Annotated in this window: 16 protein-coding genes; 6 read left to right on the top strand and 10 right to left on the bottom strand. The window is 58.0% G+C overall.

Annotated elements, in window-relative coordinates; genetic code table 11:
• Nucleotides 1–2: 2 nt before the first annotated feature.
• Nucleotides 3–287: a YuaX family protein gene (locus OVA13_RS04545; protein WP_259303820.1), complete on the bottom strand. Its 285-nt coding sequence runs from the start codon at nt 285–287 to the stop codon at nt 3–5.
• A 296-nt stretch (nt 288–583) separates the two neighbouring features.
• Here OVA13_RS04545 and OVA13_RS04540 point away from each other — a divergent pair, with 296 nt between their 5' ends.
• The 3 genes from OVA13_RS04540 to OVA13_RS04530 all read left to right on the top strand — a co-directional run bounded on the left by OVA13_RS04540 (nt 584) and on the right by OVA13_RS04530 (nt 3505).
• Nucleotides 584–2161: an ATP-dependent nuclease gene (locus OVA13_RS04540; RefSeq protein WP_267792619.1), complete on the top strand. Its 1578-nt coding sequence runs from the start codon at nt 584–586 to the stop codon at nt 2159–2161.
• Nucleotides 2139–3227, top strand: coding sequence for a UvrD-helicase domain-containing protein (locus OVA13_RS04535; protein WP_267792618.1), 1089 nt, complete (start codon nt 2139–2141; stop codon nt 3225–3227). The genes OVA13_RS04540 and OVA13_RS04535 overlap by 23 nt, the downstream gene beginning before the upstream one ends.
• 89 nt (nt 3228–3316) lie before the next feature.
• Complete coding sequence (locus OVA13_RS04530; protein WP_267792617.1) at nt 3317–3505, top strand: hypothetical protein; 189 nt, start codon at nt 3317–3319, stop codon at nt 3503–3505.
• Between the two features lie 563 nt (nt 3506–4068).
• Here OVA13_RS04530 and OVA13_RS04525 read toward each other — a convergent pair.
• The 6 genes from OVA13_RS04525 to OVA13_RS04500 all read right to left on the bottom strand — a co-directional run bounded on the left by OVA13_RS04525 (nt 4069) and on the right by OVA13_RS04500 (nt 7393).
• Nucleotides 4069–4305, bottom strand: a complete 237-nt coding sequence (locus tag OVA13_RS04525) for a hypothetical protein (RefSeq protein WP_267792616.1) — start codon at nt 4303–4305, stop codon at nt 4069–4071.
• 75 nt (nt 4306–4380) lie between these two features.
• Nucleotides 4381–4929, bottom strand: a complete 549-nt coding sequence (locus OVA13_RS04520; protein WP_267792615.1) for a hypothetical protein — start codon at nt 4927–4929, stop codon at nt 4381–4383.
• Nucleotides 4930–5006: 77 nt separating this feature from the next.
• Nucleotides 5007–5387, bottom strand: coding sequence for a DMP19 family protein (locus OVA13_RS04515; RefSeq protein ID WP_267792274.1), 381 nt, complete (start codon nt 5385–5387; stop codon nt 5007–5009).
• Between the two features lie 74 nt (nt 5388–5461).
• The gene (locus tag OVA13_RS04510; protein ID WP_267792614.1) at nt 5462–5785 is read right to left on the bottom strand and encodes a DUF3658 domain-containing protein; all 324 of its coding nucleotides are present in this window, start codon (nt 5783–5785) and stop codon (nt 5462–5464) included.
• Nucleotides 5786–6603: 818 nt separating this feature from the next.
• Nucleotides 6604–6885: a hypothetical protein gene (locus OVA13_RS04505; RefSeq protein ID WP_267792613.1), complete on the bottom strand. Its 282-nt coding sequence runs from the start codon at nt 6883–6885 to the stop codon at nt 6604–6606.
• Between the two features lie 85 nt (nt 6886–6970).
• A complete protein-coding gene (locus tag OVA13_RS04500; RefSeq protein ID WP_267792612.1) occupies nt 6971–7393 on the bottom strand; it encodes a DUF7832 domain-containing protein in 423 nt (140 codons plus the stop codon).
• Between the two features lie 648 nt (nt 7394–8041).
• On the opposite strand from OVA13_RS04500, the gene OVA13_RS04495 reads away from it, so the two are divergent.
• Nucleotides 8042–8197, top strand: a complete 156-nt coding sequence (locus tag OVA13_RS04495; protein ID WP_267792611.1) for a hypothetical protein — start codon at nt 8042–8044, stop codon at nt 8195–8197.
• 1418 nt (nt 8198–9615) lie between these two features.
• Here OVA13_RS04495 and OVA13_RS04490 read toward each other — a convergent pair.
• Nucleotides 9616–9957: a hypothetical protein gene (locus OVA13_RS04490; protein ID WP_267792286.1), complete on the bottom strand. Its 342-nt coding sequence runs from the start codon at nt 9955–9957 to the stop codon at nt 9616–9618.
• Nucleotides 9958–10201: 244 nt separating this feature from the next.
• Between OVA13_RS04490 and OVA13_RS04485 the strand changes: the two genes are divergently transcribed.
• Nucleotides 10202–11152 (top strand): integron integrase, encoded by a 951-nt coding sequence (locus OVA13_RS04485; RefSeq protein WP_267792610.1) that lies wholly within the window; start codon nt 10202–10204, stop codon nt 11150–11152.
• A gap of 1072 nt (nt 11153–12224) precedes the next feature.
• On the top strand, nt 12225–13130 hold the full coding sequence (locus OVA13_RS04480; RefSeq protein WP_267792609.1) for a hypothetical protein: 906 nt from the start codon (nt 12225–12227) through the stop codon (nt 13128–13130).
• A 918-nt stretch (nt 13131–14048) separates the two neighbouring features.
• Here the strand turns inward: OVA13_RS04480 and OVA13_RS04475 are convergent.
• Both OVA13_RS04475 and OVA13_RS04470 read right to left on the bottom strand, forming a co-directional pair.
• Nucleotides 14049–14813 carry an SDR family NAD(P)-dependent oxidoreductase gene (locus OVA13_RS04475; protein WP_267792608.1) on the bottom strand — a complete coding sequence of 255 codons (765 nt, stop codon included), beginning with the start codon at nt 14811–14813 and terminating at the stop codon, nt 14049–14051.
• Between the two features lie 183 nt (nt 14814–14996).
• Entirely contained in the window at nt 14997–15866 is an 870-nt protein-coding gene (locus OVA13_RS04470; RefSeq protein ID WP_267792607.1) for a helix-turn-helix domain-containing protein, read from the bottom strand.
• Nucleotides 15867–16065: the final 199 nt, after the last annotated feature.

Below are 16065 nucleotides of genomic sequence, written 5' to 3'. Positions count from 1 at the left end.
GCTCATTCCAGATCACCCGCTAACCGCGCTTCTGCGGCGCGCTCGATGATTGCGTTGCGATACTGCTCTTTTAGCCCGTCCGCCAATTGAGCGACCAAAGGATTGTCTGCCCACGGTTGGACCTTGCCATCGATCAGGACTTTGGCCTGCTGGATGGCCGCCTCGATACTGGCCGGATCATGGGGATCGAAGCTTACGGTCCCCAAATCCCCATCGATTTCATCAATGGCCGCCTGCGCCTGGTCCAACTGCCGTGTTAGCTCATCAAGTCCGGTTATTTTGATCATGGTCGTGTCCCTGGTTGGGGCCTGCCTCAATAGGCGAGCATGCAGATGCTAAGCGCGGTCCGTCTCGGATGGCGAGACGCGCCGGGGCTTCTTGTGAGGGGTTCCAGCAGAGCCCAGTTTGGCCAGAAGCGGCTCCAGGACCTCCAGGCGGGCGCCGGCACAAGGCGTCGGCTTCGGCCTGTTCTCGGCGCTCGCGCTCCTGGGCCGCCTGGGCCCGGTTTAGTATGAACGCCGCCCACCCCTATCCGGCGGGGCTTCGGGCGCCAAGCCCGCCCTGCAGTCGTACAAGGATGAACATGCCGATTGAAAGAGTCGTCATCGAGAACTTCAAGGCTTTTGGCCACCTGGATTTGCCGCTCAACCCACATATGAATCTCATCGTGGGCAATAACGAGGTCGGCAAGTCCACGCTCCTGGAAGCGATTCATGCGGTCGTGACGGACCAGCTGCACGGACGCGGCATCGCCTACGAGATCACGCCTTATCTTTTCCACCAGCCGGTGGTCGATGCGTACCTGACAGACCTCAGGCAAGGCCGGCCCGGTTCGCCGCCGCGCATCATGATCGAGGCCTACCTCGGGCGGGACGCAGCCCTGGCTTCGTTGCGGGGTACCAACAACTCCCTTGGTGCTGACATGGCCGGCATCCGGTTATTGGTCGAGCTCAATGAGGACTATCGCTCCGAGTTCGATGCTTATCTGCGTCAGCATCAGGGCGGCAGCTTGCCGGTGGAGTACTACACGGTGCGCTGGTATTCCTTCGCTAACAATGGCGTCACCGCCCGAAGCATCCCGTTTGACTCCACGATCATCGACACCACCAGTGCCAAGACCTTTTCAGGCACGGATCGCTACATCGGCAGCATCATCGACCAGGTGCTTTCACCCGCTCAGCGGGTGGCCCTGTCACTGAGCTACCGCCGGATGCGCCAGAGCTTCTCCCAAGAAACGGACGTAGCAGCCATCAATACCTTCCTGGCTGCGAATGCTGGCGATGTCAGCAGCAAGACCTTGACCGTTGGCGTGGACACCTCGGCGCGCTCGACGTGGGAGGCCAGTCTGTCTCCCTACCTGGACGATCTTCCTTTCACCCACGCCGGTAAAGGCGAACAGAGCGCGGTCAAAATGAAGTTGGCTATGCGGGCCGCTGGCGCCGCGCATGTGCTGCTGGTGGAAGAGCCTGAGAATCATCTATCCTTTTCCAGCATGACCCAGTTGATCGATAAGATCGCAGCCCTATCTACCGCCCAGCAAGTAATTATCGCCACACACAGCAGCTTCGTGTTGAACAAGCTTGGTGTGGATAACGTGATCCTCTTCGGTGCGCGAGGACACATCAAACTCGACCAGCTACCACCTGATACGCACGACTACTTCATGAAACTGCCGGGGCACGACACCCTGCGGCTGATCCTGGCCAAGCAAGCAATCCTGGTCGAGGGCCCCTCGGATGAGTTGATCGTCCAGCGCGCTTTCAAGGATCACCATGGTGTGCCTGCGCTGGCCCGGGGTGTGGATGTGATCTCGGTCAACTCCCTGGCCTTCAAGCGGTTCCTGCAGATCGCTGCACGTCTGGATATCCCAGCCCGTGTAGTGACCGACAACGACGGCGATGTGGCCGTCTTGCAGGAACGCTATAACGATTTCCTGAACTACATCTACTATGACTCCGATGAGGACGCTCCCTCGCTGGAACAACAGTTGATAAAGGCCAATACCCTGGCGCAGTTGAATCTGGTCCTGGATAAGACGTTCGCCGACGAGGCGGCGCTGCTGAAGTTCATGAAGGGCAACAAGACCGATACTGCTCTGGCCATCTTCAACAGCCCCCACTCGATCGTGTATCCGGACTATGTCCAGCGTGCCATCGCCTAATCAGGTACTGCTCTCGGCCGCCGGTTCCGGCAAGACGACGATGTTGGTGCGCCAGGCGCTGGCGCGCCCGCAACGCCGGATCGCCATCATCACCTACACTCTGGAAAATCTGGAGGAGATCCGTCAGGCTTTCGATCGCCACGCCGGCACGGTCCCCGTCCACGTCACGCTATACAGCTGGTATGGCTTCCTTCTGCGCGAGTGCATCCGGCCTTATCAACCCGCACTTTGCGCCCAACCAAGGGTTGAATCCTTCCTCTTCGTTGAGGGCAGGACCAACAACCGTGCCCCGCGCACCCAGGTGGCTCGCCACTATCTCGCCGGGGATAAGATGTACTCCGACCGCGCCGCTGACTTTGCCGTGCGATGTGATGAGCTCACGCGAGGTAAGGTCATCGAGCGCCTAACGGCCATGTACGATGAGGTCTACATAGATGAGATCCAGGATCTGGCTGGCTACGACCTAGACTTGGTCGAGCGCCTGCTCACCAGCGGAATTGAAATCACGCTGGTGGGTGATATCCGCCAGGCAACCTATGCCACGAACCACTCCCCCCGTCATCAGCAGTACCGGGGCGTAGCCATGGTGCAGCTGTTCCAGGATTGGCAGACACGCAACTTGTGCCAGATCCAGCATCGGGTGGTTAGCCACCGCTGCGCGCAGTCACTGTGTGATCTGGCAGATGCGCTGTATCCGAACCTGCCCCGGACCCAGTCAGGCAACACCGATGTGACTGGGCACGACGGTATTTATGTGGTGACACCGAACTTGGTGCAAAAGTATGTGCTGCAATATGCCCCAACCGTCCTGCGGCATGACCGCCGCGAAACTTGCGATGGCTATTCTGCGGTCAATTTCGGTCAGGCTAAGGGGCGGACGTATTCGCGCGTGCTGATCTATCCCAATGGCCCCCTGACTCTGTTCCTGCGCACCGCCGACGCCTCCCGTATCACCTCACCGGCCAGGTACTACGTGGCCTTGACGCGGGCACGGCAGAGCGTGGCCTTTGTGATGGCTGGCGCCTGTGCCTGGCCGGGGCACCAGGTCTATGAATCCCCAGACTAGTGGGCGCGTCCGGCGGCTTGGCACAGCCGTGAGGATACCGTCATACGGATGCCTCAAGTCACCAGCCCGGGATTGCCCTTCATTGGCTCGTGATCACCTTGATGCTCGCAACGAGCACGCTCGCGCCGGCGCAGGCTCTTGCCGATGCGTTGGCAGCGCTGAAGGACGCCCACGCGGTGGCGACCGACAAATGGCGACGGATCAGCGTCGGCCTGTGGGGCCTGGCGGCGCTTAGCACGGGCCTGGGAGGTGTGTTCGCCCTTGGCTTGACGAGCTGAAGCGTTCGGAGGGCGGCACTGCCGCTCTCCGTTCTACTTGAGGGTCGGCAGCCGCCACTCCCCTACCCCCGATAAATCTTCCTAATCCCCTGCCCGGGCAGATGTCCGCCACCGGCCGGAAGCGGACATCGAACAACACCTGAATTAACCCGTGCCGCGAAGCAGCGTCGGCTTGAATGAATTGTTAGGCGGGCTAGCGTGTAACCGCATCCCAGTAGTTTGCCGGCGGCCAAGGCAGCGCGACTCTCTGTGCCAGTGAGGCCCATATGCTCATCAGCTATCTGCACAAGATGCTGAGCAAGTTGAGCGTTGCTTGCACCGCGCCATAACAGACTGCAGACGTGATCGACGTAGCCATCGTACTCATCACGGGCCTGCGGCACGCCTGCTACCCCAATTGGATCCCAAATATAGTGCAGCACCTCGCCAACGGCCTGGTGCAATGCTTTCTGCTCTGGTCCAAGACTGTCTGTCATAGCCCGCCTAACAATTCATTTAAGCCGAGCCGCGAAGCGGCTTCAGCTTGAATGAACTGTTAGACCGCAAGCCCGGATGGTGTCTCATCATAGCCCATGAATTTTACGCTTACGGTCTCTACGACGCAGCATGAGGAAGATAGCAAACCCAACTACCGGAGAAATCATCAGCGTGAGCTCTAACGCTTGGGCGATCGCGAGTTCTCCGTTGACGTACAAGGGGCCAAACATAAGGAAAACCACGACAAGGAAATAGGAGATGAACAATGCGCTGACGAGACTGATGGCAATGCGCTTAATCAGAAGCTTGCGTAGTAAGTCCATGCTTTGAATCCTGCTCCTGCGGTCTAACACCTGAATTAAGTCGTGCCGCGAAGCGGCATCGGCTTGAACGAATTGTTAGACCTTGATCCCGGATGCAAGAACCAGGATCGAGGCCGTAGAACAGACAATTTGCAATAGCACGAGTATGGCTTGCAACTGTGAGGCTTTGGCAGTCAGGCGTTGGCTGGCCATCAAGTCACCGCGCTGGACTTTTGCGAAGGTCCTATTTGCCACGCATTTGTAGGGCAGGAATAGGCCACTGAAGTAGAAGTGCTTGAACGCAGGCAAAGAGAACGAGGGGGCGGCTTGGATAGCCTTTGGTAGGCGCTCAGAAAGCACGGCGTTGGAGGCAAGACTTGCAGAGACAACGACCGAGAGGAAGCGGGCGGCAAGACCCGCGAGTAGCGAAGCGGCGAACCAAAGCAAGGCCCAACGGAAGTTGTGCGCTGCCACGTACTTTACGATTGAGTCGATATTTGCCACCAAAAGCGTGAACGCAGCTCCGAGCCCGGCCATGAGCCAAGCGGAGAACGTGGACAGCAGCGGAGTGGCAATCGCTGAGGTCTGGAGCAGAATGTCGCTAGCGATCTCGCGCTCGCTCGCGTGCTTACTCGGATCTTTCATGTCGCGCCCCCTCCCCAGTCAAGGTCTAACACCTGAATTAAGCCGACCCGCGAAGCGGGTTCGGCTTGAATGAATTGTTAGGCCCCGCCCGTGGCGGGACCGAATGCATCTGGGTTGGCCGCTACGTACTTGTATAGCAAGTCAGTCAGATCGTCTGGGTAAGCATAGAACTCAGAGTCGAGGTCATCCAACAGGCCAGGAGCCGCGGAGGCGGCACGACGGACTATATCCGCGCAGGTGACCGCTCCGATTGTCTGCAGCGCTTCTGGTGCGAATGCGACCAAGGCAGGGTCTTCGTTCTCGAAGAAGCTCTCGAAGCCGCCACCATTGACTTGGCTCTCAAGCGCCCAGACAGCTGAGAAAATCTGCTGCTGCGCTGTTTTGGCTGCGAAATCAACACGACCGTAAGCTGTGCGGTCACTTTCGGAGAGTTCGATGAGGAAGTCGTTCTTGTCCATGCTACGCAGTTCCTTGCGGGGCCTAACACCTGAATTAAGCCGACCCGCGAAGCGGGTTCGGCTTGAATGAATTGTTAGGCCTCACTGTCGAGGCCGGCGAGAGTAAGGCGAACCTCACTGAAACGCATGCGGTACAGATTGCCCTGCGCCTCCAGATGGCCAGCCGAGACTAGATCTCTGAGGCGTTGGCTGTAGAAGACATCTGGAACGTCGTAGTACTGGTCCGGATATGCGTCCATTGCGACAGCTACAACAAGGGCGACTTTTCGCCAGTTTGCGCTACTACTGGCCAGAATGGCTCGATCTATGGCAAGAAGGTCATCCTGAGTGAGCGCGGCAACCGCCCGCAGATCGTCCGCATCAAGCGGCGGATCATCTTGGTCGTCGGCTGGAGTCATAGTGGACATTCTTGTGAGGCCTAACACCTGAATTAAGCCGACCCGCGAAGCGGGTTCGGCTTGAATGAATTGTTAGGCCAGCGTTGTACCAGAAAGAGGCGCCGGATGCAGGCAAGCCGCTGGGGTGGGGTGCACGGGGTCCGACCGGGGAGGCGCTTGCCTGAGAGCCCGTCCGAAGAGCGACCGGAAGGGTGAACAACGACATCGTTACGGCAGACCAGTGATGCCACTTTGAAGCGCCAACCAAACGGCCTAACACCTGAGTTAAGCCGACTTGCGTAGTGGAGCCGGCAACATGGCAAGCTTAACCTGCCATGTTGCGGGTGTAACGAAGCAAGTTCGGATTGAACGAATTGTTAGGGCGCAGGCTGTGATGCAGCAAGGTATAAGTCATAAGCGCCACCATATTTAATGTCGTCCAAGCACTTGCTGCACCTTGCTAGAACGTTCCAGGACACCCCGTTTTGAGTCACGACGCAATGCGACATGAAACCACCTGCTTGAGAATCCTGCAGTGAATCGACCCAGCGAGCCCCGAGCCCACGTACCATAACCTCACCCAAGTAGCAGCCAAAAGAGTAAAGCACTCCAGGCATATCGTCCGAGGTGAGGCCTTGAGTCCTCATGCTTTCAATAGCCTCATCGATAAGCCGCAGGCTAGTTGGTGAGTAGTCAAGTGTGACATTACGTACGTCGAGCATTGTTTGTACGGCTAGGTCCGAGTGCTTCTTGAAAGTGTCAGCGTCCATACTTTTGTTCATGCGCCCTAACACCTGAATTAAGCCGACCCGCGAAGCGGGTTCGGCTTGAATGAATTGTTAGGCACCAAGCCCGCCAAGCAGATGCGCGGGCACTGGGCCACGGTAGAAGGTGCCACCAACAGGCACCGCGCGCCAGCCAGTAAATGCGCCTAGCGTGATGTGCTCAAGCCTTGCGACGCAGCCGAGGATGGTGTCGGGCTCGTCCTCACACCAAACGAAGATCGCCATGCCATCTTTTGCCGGTATTGCAGCGAGGGCATCTTTGTCCAGGGCATAGATGCTCTCGTCGCCACCAGCGGCCCAGCCGCAGGCATTGAAGTCGCCCCAAACGAAGAGCATTTGCCGATTTGGTAGATGACCTTCCATTGGTGCCTAACACCTGAATTAAGCCGACCCGCGAAGCGGGTTCGGCTTGAATGAATTGTTAGCCCTCAGCACCTGCCCAACGGGCAAGGCGCTGGTCCAAACGGGGGCGCAATGCATCAAAGCTCTCCCAAGTATCCGGCACGTGGTACGGGGTGGCTAAGCCGCTGCCCAGCGTCGCCTCGTAGTCCGCCAGAAACTGTCCATCCTCATAGTAGGCGACGGCGAACTCGTTGCCACGATCGCTAAAATCCTCGTTGGTGAGCTTACCGTCACAAACTCTTAGGAAGAAGGCGCCGGGGGTGGTTGTGCGACCGCGAAGCTCTCTAACTAGCTCAGGCTCCTTCACCGTGAACAATTCACCGCCCAGTCCGGCTAGAACCGCCCAAACCAGGAACATCCCCGTATGGGTTGCACCAGCCGAGTCTGGTAGATCAGATGGGAAGTTGCCACCGTAGTGCCATGACGCGTCGTCATATTTCATGAGGGCTAACACCTGAATTAAGCCGACCCGCGAAGCGGGTTCGGCTTGAATGAATTGTTAGGCCGTACCTGCACTAGTAAGTGATCGGCCAAAGATTAGGATCTGGGTGGAACAAGCCGTATGTACAGTACAAGGTGTAGCCGAGGTATGTAAGGACAGCTGCGATGGAGAGGGCTGCAAGCCATCTACTGCGAGTACTGCGCCTGTAACGAAGAACGATAAAAGTGCATAGGCAAGCGTGGAGCACGGCAATGACCTGGATCGCTACGCTGTTGTACCAAGCGTACTTGAACGACTCCGCACTGACAGAACGTACCTCTTGCCCAGCAATGATCTCGACAGTGTGACCGCCAAGGCGATCCGTGACGAAGTTTGTGAGCGCAAATAGCGCGATTGCAATGAGATACGTCGCCGGACAGACAATCCAGAACGCCTTCCAGAGCGGAAACTGATTTCTTGAGCCATCGACCATGTTCGTGTGCGGCCTAACACCGGAATTAAGCCGACCCGCGAAGCGGGTTCGGCTTGAATGAATTGTTAGAGGGCGGGAACGGAGACAACGGGCACCTCTGGATCCCAATGATAGAGTTGAGAGTACCTGTGCCAACCACCCTCGCTGGAGCACATAGCCATGGCGGACGATGCTAGGTGACGGCGATGCTCAGGGGCCTGAAATATGGAGTCTTGGATCAAGCGCCAAAGCTCGGCTGGGCGATCGGTGCCGAATGTGAAGTTGTAGTAAGCGCCATTGTCATTGCCGTTGTCGAAGGAATGGCTCCGAACGAGATCAATCCGGCCAACTAGAGTCCGGAACGATGTGGTCAGAGCGACCATATCGATGCCAGGGGAACGCTCTGGTTGTACTTGCACGGACAAAGATCTCACTGCCGCTCTCTAACACCAGAATTAAGCCGACCCGCGAAGCGGGTTCGGATTGAATGAATTGTTAGGCCCCAGCGACGCGACCCAATCAGCATAGAAGCTCTTTTGATTGTCTACAGAGGCCGGCGTTACGTCCGGGCCAGAATCGAAGATGTGTACACGGGTCTCAGCCGATTTGCCAAAAGTCAAAACGTACGCAACTGTGCCCGAGGCCATTTGCCGCGAGATGCGGGATGGGTAGACATTGAGACTTGCACCGTAGCAAAAGGGTATAAGCGAGTCCGCCTCCAACAGCCTTCGGATGCCGCAGAATGCATCGAAAAAGTCATAAGCAGACGCATCAATGCGCTTGCCACGGAATAAGAATGACAAGCAGCATTCGTCACCCCGACGATCAGGCGTAAGAATGCCGGATTCGTCGTCGCCCCCGCCGATTAGATAGATTTGGTGCTCTTTCATGGGGCCTAACACCTTGAATTAAGCCGACCCGCGAAGCGGGTTCGGCTTGAATGAATTGTTAGGCGCCACGCGGATCACCGAAGCGACGCCTCTCGATTTAGCACCCACTCGTCACCTACTTGCTGATACAGCGTCTCCGTACGGTGGACCTGCCCGGACGGGCCGCAGGTATAGGTTAACCAGATGTAGACATTGTCACTGTCTCCCTCGCCGGCAGAGGAGGAGAGAAGCTGACAGCCAGGATGTAGTGTAAGGAAGTCAGCATGAAGCTGATCTTGGCCGGGGCCGGGGCCGGGGCCTGTGCCGGAGCAACTCGCGAGCAAAAGAACTATTAGCAGTAGTCGCACTGCTTTCATGGCGCCTAACACCTGAGTTAAGCCGCGCCGCGAAGCGGCGTCGGCTTGGACGAATTGTTAGGCGGCGTACTCTGAGCTCGAAGGCTGGAGCGCAGCGCCACTGCAAGCACGGCAAAGCCGAGTCCGGGCGCCATTATCAGCCCTACGATGAGAAACACCACCGGGGAGAACTTACCCGAGGACGCTGAAAAGAAGAGACCGAGCAGCCCGGATCCGACGTAATACGTAAACCCAATCCATGAGAGTAGGTGAAGCACGCGAACCCCCCAGAGGTAGCGAAGTCCAGTTGCTACGCCTCCGACCGCGCCGGCTAGCGCCACAATTGAGAAAGCAGCGACTTGGATCCAATAGGTCGTATCCGACTTAACTGTCGAGATGAACGCCATTCCCGCAATGGCTGGAGCCATGAGAAGCCACAGCCAGCCGATGACTCGGGTTCCAGTACTGAGTTGCGTCGTACTCGCCATAGCCGCCTAACACCTGAGTTAAGCCGACCCGCGAAGCGGGTTCGGCTTGAATGAATTGTTAGGCTCCATGCTGGGGCACCTGGGTCGGGGTTGCGAGATGCTCATGGACCGCAGAAAGAGTGGAAAAATATGGGTTGCCATTGATGTGATGGATGCTGGCAATAGACTCTGTCAGCGTGGGCTTGCCCGATACCTGGACCAGCCGATATGTGCCCCCACCAACGGTGAATCTGCCGCGATGGTTTGGAGTGAGGAACTCCGCGCTCAAAGCGTTGCCTGCGTGATCCCAGAAGATCCAGCCGCCATCCTCCACGTCGATACTCTCGCAGTACGCGATTGCCTCCGAGATTGAAGCGAATACGAACAGCGTGTTCTCGTCGGTCGCTGCAGCGAATATCATGGGGCCTAACTACCTAATAGCCGGATCCCTGGGTCCGGTTATACGACTTATCCACAGCGCACCGTATGGTGGGCTATCCCCTTGCTACGGCTCGATCTTAGGGCGGCTGGGTCCGGCTAACAAGCCGGCGTATAACCGGACCCACAGATAACGCCGCCGAGGGCAATCTGCCCTCGTTTGACCCCCACTGGAGCGACCCTCATGGGGTGACCTGACCCCAACCATCCAACCACCGCTGCGGCTCATGGACCAGGTGTCCCTGGTCTGCCGCCGCCGACATCTGAGCCGCCGTACCGAGCAGGCCTATCGGTTCTGGATTCGTAGGTACATCCATTTCCATGGCCGCCAGCATCCGCGCGTCGTTGGCACCAGTGGCATCGTGGCTTTCATAAATCACCTTGCCGCCGTAGGGGGTGTTGCGGCCTCCACACAGTCCCAGGCCCTCAACGCCCTGTTGTTCCTCTATCGAGATGTCCTTGAGGTGGAGGTTGGCCATCTGGATGGTCTACGGCGCGTCCAACGCAGGGATCGCCTGCCGGTTGTCTTGAGCATGGATGAGGTGGTGGCAGCTCTGGCGCAGATGGAAGGTATTACTGCCCTGATGGCACACCTGCTCTACGGGTCCGGGCTACGGGTCACCGAGTGCATGACCCTCAGGGTCAAGGACGTGGACCTCGAGGCTGGGCTGATTCATGTCAGAGCGGGAAAAGGGGGCAAGGACCGTACCACCCTGCTGCCTGATCGCCTCCGGTCTCGGCTTGGGCGCCAGCTGGTGGGAGTGGCCAAGCTGCATAAGCAAGACCTTGCGCGCGGCGCCGGCTTTGCTCCTCTGCCCAATGCGCTGCAGCGAAAGTACCCAAGCGCCAGCCAGAGCCTGGCTTGGCAGTTCCTGTTTCCGTCTCGCGTTGTGCGGGCTTGCCCTCAGACAGGTCGTCGACTCCGCTGGCATGCGTCTGAGTCTGGAGTGCAGATGGCATTTAAGAATGCGGTGCGCCAAGCCGGCATCGTCAAGCACGCCTCGGTTCACACCCTACGTCATTCGTTTGCCACTCACTTGCTGGCAGCCGGCACGGACATTCGGACCATCCAACTATTGCTCGGTCACCGAAATCTCAAGACGACCATGATCTACACGCATGTGGAGCATGCCGTCCGCAAGACGCTGAGCCCGCTTGACCGGTTGCACGTACCCTGACCTAAAGAGGCGGACATCCTTAGATGTCCGCTTTGGGTCGGAACCTGCCATGCCGCTACGCCGATTAGCGTCACTAGTCCTCTATCCTAGCGATGTCCTCGACCGAAAAGCCTGCGCCAATCTCGTGCGAAAGCGTTCCGGCCCGCACGAATGTGAGGGTAATGACGGCCCGAAGCGGGACGCAAGCACGTCACTCTGCAACTAATAAAGGGAAAATTTAGGAGCACGTGCCCCTTATGTTCACGCATTTACCCAAGTACGTACGGGTCGAATTCGGAGTCGAAGAACCAACATAGCAGGCTCGGTGAGCTAGATTCGGACCACGAACAGCAAGCAGCGCCGGAGGAGAGGAAATGACTCGTAACGGTGCGTTCATTTACGTATCCAGCCGCCGACAGGCCGTTAACAGTTTGCAGTTAGTGTCGGGTTGCTGAGCCGTGGCATTGGCGCGGCCAGTACACTAACGCCACATGGAGGTACTTAACGATGAAAAACTCAACTCTACTGTTTGTTGCCCTAGTGCTCTCAGTGACTCTTAGTGCACATCTTCATGCTCAGACCACCCCGAGCGAGCAGTCTCGCTTAGCGCAAGTAGTTAGGGCGCAGGAGAGTCTTCAACAAGACGTCGCACTTAGCCTTGCACCGATCAAGTCTAGATCAGATCTTGAAGAGCATCTCAGAACTGCAGGCCGATCATCGCCGATTGCCGCACTCTCCGAGCCGGCAAGGCGACGATTTATCTCAAGTCTCAAGTTCAACGAGCGCGGCATAACTAGCTTCAGCTACGATGACCTCCAGTCAGAGCTAGCGGCTTCCCAGATCTACCAGATCATGAGCCTGTTCGGAGCCCAGCATACTGTGGGAATGATGAAGAATATTCGAGTGCGAGACGGCGTAGACGAGCAGATCATGCGTCCTCTACTGGATCCGGCGGGCCCGGTATGTCCATCGCAGCCCTGCGACTATGAGAGTTACGAGTGCGCCAAGAAGGCAACTTGCGCGTACAACATCAACACTATCTGCATGAGAAATTGCTAGTCTCCTGAATATTCTAGTTGGAAGGATAGTCCAAATGCGCTGGATAACGAGATGGCCTCTTATCCTTCTTGGTCTAAGCATTGGTATCGCGAACGCTTGGCCGGCGGATGCCTCCGCCGGCCCGGAGCTAAGCCGCGAGTATGGCGACTTCATGGAGGTTCACGAACAGACTCGCGGACTGACAACCGCGCAAAGGGCTTCGGCCATACTAGATTCTTTCGAAAATAACTTCGCTAATTACTCGACTCGCGATCCGTCTGAACTGGGAGATCAAGATCTTCTTACCCTGTTCAGGGCGGCCAATATCGCGCATGCCTACTCGATAAGCAGGAAGGCACTGCAAGTCATGATGCAGACGTTCGAGGCTTTGAGTACCCGGGACTTGGTCTCTCAGCGAACTTATGGAGACATGCACGGGGCCTTGGTCGCGTCGCGCGACATCGCGCAGGCCAGGGGATTGGAAGATAGGTTCCCACTATTCGCCGTAGAACGCATGCCAGACATTGCTTTCGATTCAATTTCGGGAGCAACGGCGATCGCTGTTCCGGCTTCAGGGAGTACTTTGAGACGTGTGGAACTCAAGGTTAACAACGGGCCTAGGATCATCGTCATCTCCCATCCCCTTTGCCATTTCTCGAGGGACGCGATAGCCGCCATCGAGGCGGACGGAGACTTGTCAATCGTTATGCTTAATTCAATTTGGATTGCCCCAGTTGATCGACAGCTTTACATAGATGTTCTACGGGAGTGGAACATAGAACATGAGAAACATCCTATGGTCATTGCCTTTGACCGTGCGGAGCTTCCCGCCCTTGATTCGTGGTCAACCCCAACGTTCTACTTCTTGAAGGATGGAAGGGTGGTATCCGTAGTCGAGGGGTGGCCTAGCGAGGGGAGAAAGCGGGAAATCATTGCCGCGGCGCGAAGCATAGGATTGTGATCGTGACTGAAGCGCGCCGGATTCAGTAGACATCTCCAATCCGTACGCTACGGCAATCACTGACGCGTGTATGAGCGGCAAGCGGTTCGCAAGACCATCAGTTCGCTCGACCGCCTAGCTGCGATGACCACAAGACGCGGACATCCGTAGGATGTCCGCTTTGGGTCGGAAGCTGCCATGCCACCTTCCCCCGATAAACATCCCTAATCCCCGCCCCAGTCGATGTCAGCTTTCGGCCAGGAGCGGACATGCCGACTAGCTTCCGTGAGATCGAACCTGTCAACGCACTATGTGTGCCTTTGCCATTCGAGAGTTCGACTTTGATTCGCCACGACAGAGGCTTGGCACTGTAGCCCTTATGATCAGCTCAGGGCGTGCCACTCCATTTAGGTACTCGTACGGTCGCAAACCGGTTACCGAGCGGAATACGCGTGTGAAGTGGCTCTGATCGAAGTATCCGAGATCCGTAGCGATGGTCGCCAACGGAATGCCACCGGTTCGAAGGAGGCGTTTGGCCTCATGGACGCGTCGCCAACGGACGTACTGCATGGTGCTCATGCCCGTCTCCGCGCGGAATGCCCGAGCGAAGTGAAACCTGCTGACGTGCGACGCCCTCGCGACGTCTTCCAGAGAAATTGGATCGCGGAAGCGGGCCTCTATGTAGATCACCGCCAGCATCACGCAGCGGAACCTCGACCGGGCGCGCCGACACAGCACGGGCTCCTGCCGTATCAAGTGTGACTCACCGGAAGACTCGCGCATCCGCAGGCGGTGCCTCGTGGGCGGTGGGGAACATCGGAGTGTGCGCGGCGCGTGCATTCGAGATCGACACCGCCATGGACGTGATGCCGCCAATAGCCGACGTCGGAGTTCAGGTCAATGCATCGACGCACGAGTAGCGGGTGATGCGAGCTTGGGCTACGCGAGCGCTCCCGCGTCCGCCGTGAGGGACGCTCCCGTGATCACGCCTGCCGCGGGACTCGCGAGGAAGGCGACTGCATAGGCAATCTCCTCTGGTCGTGCGAAACGGCCGAGCGACGTCATGCTGCGTTGGAAATCCCCCGCAGGACCATCCGACGGATTGGCGTCCGTGTCGGTGGAGCCAGGATTCACCAGGTTCACGGTGATGCCCTTGGGACCGAGTTCTCGTGACAGACCGCGGGTGAACGCCACCAGCGCCGCTTTCGTCATCGCATAGGCGGTCACGCCAGGAAACGGGACGCGCTCGGACAAGCCAGAGCCGATCGTGATGATTCGGCCACCCTCGCCCAGGTGCGGTATCACTGCCTTGGAGAACAAGACCGGGCCTCGCACATTCGTATCCATGAGACGCTGATACTCGTCCATATCAAGATCTTCGATCATCCCGTTATGTGCGATCGCCGCACTGTTCACGAGAATGTCGAACCCACCCAGGAATTCGATGGCCTCGCTCACCGAGCGCGAGATGGCGGCAGGCTCGGCGCTGTCGGCCTGGATGGCGATGACACGCCGTCCGGTGCCTTGGATGGAGGCGGCCAATGCCCGCGCCTTCTCGGCCGAAGCGCGATAGGTAAACGCCACGTCGGCGCCACCTTCTGCCAGAGCTTTCACAATTGCCGCGCCGATGCCACGAGCGCCGCCGGTCACCAATGCGCGTTTTCCAATCAAGCTGATCATGTCGATCCTGTCGATGAAAGGCACCGGTAGCGCCTTACCAAAGGCGCACACGGAACCAGGTTGACTCCTTGGCCATGCCAAGATGCGTCACCAGTATCCCGTCTGCCGACACGTTCGACACGGGCCGTTCTTGCCGGAAACAGTTCGAAATTGCTGTCGGATCTCAGGGGGCGTTATGCCGCCGCGCGGGCGTCCGATGCCGCAATGTCAGGAGCGTCGATTCCGGCGCCATGCTGCGGGCGTCGCGCCAGTAAGTTTTCGGAATGTCCGGCCGAAATGCACAGCGTCCGCAAATCCTGTCGCCTCGGCTACGCTCTCCAGTGAGGCGCTCGTGGTCAAGAGCAGGCTTTGTGCGCGCTGGATCCTGGATCGGAGTTGCCATTGATAGGGCGCCAATCCCGTAGACGCCTTAAATGCCCGGCTGTAGTGATACGGCGAAAGCCCTGCAAGAGAAGCCAGGGTAGCGAGCTCGACGCGGAGCGGCATACTGGCCTCCAGATAGCTGATGGCGCTTCGCAACTGCACGGGAGAGAGTCTTGACGGTCCCCGTGCCACGACCTTGCTGCGGGAGAAGAATCTCGCGGCGAACGCGGTGATCAGCCCATCGCCGTAGAGCTGGTCGTCGGCATCCTGATCAGATACTGCGCCTGCGATGAGCTGCATCAACGCCGATAGCTTCTCGTCCGAGAATCGGAGATCCGGTACGGAAGCAGCATCCGTGTGCTCGATATGGCAGTGTTCGGCGAGTTCTTTGGCGTTGAACGAGACGCGTATGTCCCTTGCATAGCGGATGTCCTTGCTGAAGCCCCAGATGTCCATGCCCGCCGGGACGAAGTTCAACTGCTTGGGCCTGTAATCGACCGTGCACGCCATCGAGCGTTTCAACCTGGGCTCTGAACGATACTCGCCCACCTCTTCGAGGATCATGCCGGCCCGGGCATTCTCCTGGTGAGGAACCTCGTACATTACGCGACCCGAGCAGGTGAAGTCTGTCAGGAGCGCATTCACACCGCTCCAGCTGCGAGCGATACTGTGGACGCTCACTAGGTTTTCCAGCATTGGGGAGACGTTCTGCATTGACGGGCTCGCTTGATCTTTACTGGTGCATGCGCTGAGTGCTGTCATTGATACCAAAGCTTCTTCGCACCCCTGTGATTGCGTTAGGAACCCTGACGCAGCTTGTGGCGTGGCGAAGCCTTCGGCGATTGCGTGGCGCTCCGATTCCTGAAGCGAGCCGCCTTCTCGCGGTTACCGCACTGGGCCATGCTGCACCAGC

The organism is Pseudoxanthomonas sp. SL93, assembly GCF_026625825.1.
Lineage (GTDB): Bacteria > Pseudomonadota > Gammaproteobacteria > Xanthomonadales > Xanthomonadaceae > Pseudoxanthomonas_A.
Note: the sequence above shows the minus strand (reverse complement) of the source record. Positions and strands in the feature narration are given on the sequence as shown.